General features: G+C 74.7%; 1 protein-coding gene. It reads left to right on the top strand.

Translation table 11 applies throughout. The features are described 5' to 3' along the window. On the top strand, window positions 1-3,072 hold a 3,072-nt coding region (locus SACPADRAFT_RS25060; RefSeq protein ID WP_007027069.1), incomplete at both ends, for a type I polyketide synthase.

The following is a 3,072-nucleotide window of genomic DNA, read 5'->3' as shown; positions in this document are numbered from 1 at the left end:
CGCGCTCGAACTGGTCCGCGCCACCACCGCGGCCGTGCTCGGGGCACGCGGGGGCGTCCGCTGTCGATCCCGAACGCGCGTTCGCCGACCTCGGGTTCGACTCGCTGACCGCCGTGGAGCTGCGCAACCGCCTCGTCGCCGCCACCGGCCTGCGGTTGCCCGCGACACTGGTGTTCGACCACCCGACCCCGGCCGCGCTCGCCGCCCACATCACGGGTAGCGCACCCGCCCGCCGTCCGGCCGCGACCACCGCCCGTCCCGTGGACGAGCCGATCGCCATCGTGTCCATGGCCTGCCGTTATCCCGGCGGCATCGCCTCACCCGAGGACCTGTGGGACCTCGTCGTGGACAACCGGGACGTCGCCGGGCCGTTCCCCGCCGACCGGGGCTGGGACGTCGCCGCGCTCAGCGGAGGCCGCTCCGACGGCACGGCGGGCGGCTTCCTCGCCGGAGCCGCCGACTTCGACGCGGGCCTGTTCGGCATCTCTCCCCGAGAGGCACTGGCGATGGACCCGCAGCAGCGGCAACTGCTGGAGGTCTCGTGGGAGACCTTCGAGCGGGCGGGGATGGACCCCCACGGACTGCGCGGCAGCCGGACCGGTGTGTTCGCGGGCGTGATGTACCAGGACTACGCGTCCCGGCTCGTCGCCGTTCCCGAGGGCGTCGAAGGCCACCTGGGCACCGGTAACTCCGCCAGCGTCGTGTCCGGCCGGATCGCCTACACGTTCGGGCTGGAGGGGCCCGCGGTCACCGTCGACACGGCGTGCTCGTCGTCGCTGGTCGCCGTGCACCTGGCCGCGCAGGCGCTGCGGACGGGGGAGTGCGACCTCGCCCTCGCGGGTGGGGTCACCGTCATGTCCACCCCCGGCGTGTTCGTCGAGTTCACCCGCCAGCAGGGGCTGTCGGCCGACGGTCGCTGCCGCTCGTTCGCCGAGGGGGCCAATGGCACCGGTTTCGGCGAGGGCGCGGGGCTGGTGCTGCTGGAACGCCTCTCCGACGCCCGCCGCCACGGCCACGAGGTCCTCGCCGTCGTCCGCGGGTCCGCGGTCAACTCGGACGGCGCCTCCAACGGCCTCACCGCCCCCAACGGCCCGTCGCAGCAGCGGGTGATCAGCACCGCGCTCGCCTCGGCCCGGCTCGACCCCGCCGACGTCGACCTCGTCGAGGCACACGGCACCGGCACCGTCCTCGGTGACCCGATCGAGGCGCAGGCCCTGATGGTGACCTACGGCCAGGACCGGGACCAGCCGCTCTACCTCGGCTCGGTGAAGTCGAACCTCGGGCACACCCAGGCCGCGGCAGGCGTCGCCGGGGTGATCAAGGCGGTGCAGGCCATGCGGCACGGCCTGCTGCCCGCCTCGTTGCACGTCGACGCTCCGAACCCGCGCATCGACTGGACCGAAGGCGCCGTCGAGCTGCTGACCGCCAACCGCGACTGGCCCGCCCTCGACCGGCCCCGCCGTGCGGGCGTGTCGTCGTTCGGCATCAGCGGCACCAACGCTCACGTCGTCCTGGAGCAGGCCACCGACGTCCCGGCCCCCGCGTCGGAGTCCACCGGCCCGCACGCCTGGGTCCTGTCGGCGCAGAACGAGGCCGCCCTCGCCGAACAGGCCGCGCGGCTCAGCGCGCACCTGACCGACTTCTCCGCCGCCGACGTGGCGCACACCCTGGCCACCACCCGAGCCCGCCTGCCGCACCGTGCGGTCGTCGTCGGCGACGGTGCCGAGCTGGCGACCCGCCTCGCCGCTTTCCGCGGCCCCGGAGTCCTCCGCGGCACGGCCACGCGGGGACGCACCGCGTTCGTCTTCACCGGCCAGGGTGCGCAGCGCGCCGGCATGGGCCGGGGCCTGGCGGCCGCGCATCCCGTTTTCGCGCGGGCGTGGGATTCCGTGCTCGCGCTGTACCCGGAGCACGTGCGTGCCGAGCTGGCGGGCGAGCAGGACCGGATCACCGAGACCGAGTACGCCCAGCCCGCGCTCTTCGCCTTCGAGGTCGCGCTGGTCCGGCTGCTCGCGTCGTGGGGCGTGACGCCCGACGTCGTGATCGGACACTCCGTGGGGGAGATCGCGGCCGCCCACGTGGCCGGAATCCTGTCGTTGGAGGACGCCGCGCGGCTGGTCGTGAAGCGCGGCGCGCTGATGGGCGCGGTCTCCGCGCGGGGTGCGATGGCGGCCATCGGCGCCGCACCCGAGGAGGTCGAACTCGCCGAGGGCGTGGAGATCGCCGCCGTCAACGGCGCGCGATCCACTGTGGTCTCCGGTGACGAGGACGCGGTCCTCGCCGTGCTGGCCTCGGCGCAGGAGCGGGGGCTCAAGGCGACCCGGCTCGAGGTCAGCCATGCCTTCCACTCCGCCCACATGGACGAGGTCCTGCCGGAGTTCCGCGCCCTGGTCGACACGGTGCCGCTGTCCACCCCGGAGATCGACTTCATCGGCGTCGCCGGTGACGCGTCCCCCTCGGATCCGGAGTACTGGCTCGGCAACATGCGCCGGACCGTGCGGTTCGCCGACGGTGCGGCCCGGCTCGACGCCGCCCACGTACTGGAGGTCGGACCCGACGCCGCGCTGACCCCGCTGGTCGAAGGCTGCGTTCCGGCGCAGCGCCACGACCGCGACGAGCAGACCACGTTGCTGGAGGCACTGGCCCGGCTGCACGTGGCGGGCCGGGACGTCGACTGGGCCCGGCTCACCCCCGGCGCACGGCGGGTCGACCTGCCCACCTACGCCTTCCAGCGCACCCGCTACTGGCTCGACGCCGCTCCCGCCCCGGCCGACCCCTGGCTCTACCACGTCGACTGGGACGGCATCACCCTCGGCGACCCGGCGACCGGGCCGGTCGTCGCACTGGGCGAGGCCCCGGAGCCCTTCCGCCGCATCGACTCGTTCGACGACCTCGCCGACGAGACCCTGCTCCTGGTCCATCCGGACGCCGCCCTGGTCGCCGAGGCCGTCCAGCGGGCGCGCACGACCTGGCTCGTCAGCTCCGACCCGGCCGTGCTCGCCGTCGGCCGCGTCGCCGCGCTGGAGCACCCCGACCGCTGGGGTGGCGCCATCACCATCACCGACCCGGCGG

Origin of the sequence: Saccharomonospora iraqiensis subsp. paurometabolica YIM 90007, from assembly GCF_000231035.2 — a bacterium.
Taxonomy (GTDB): domain Bacteria; phylum Actinomycetota; class Actinomycetes; order Mycobacteriales; family Pseudonocardiaceae; genus Saccharomonospora; species Saccharomonospora paurometabolica.
The sequence above is the reverse complement of the archived record's forward strand: the minus strand, read 5'-3'. Positions and strand labels throughout refer to the sequence as shown.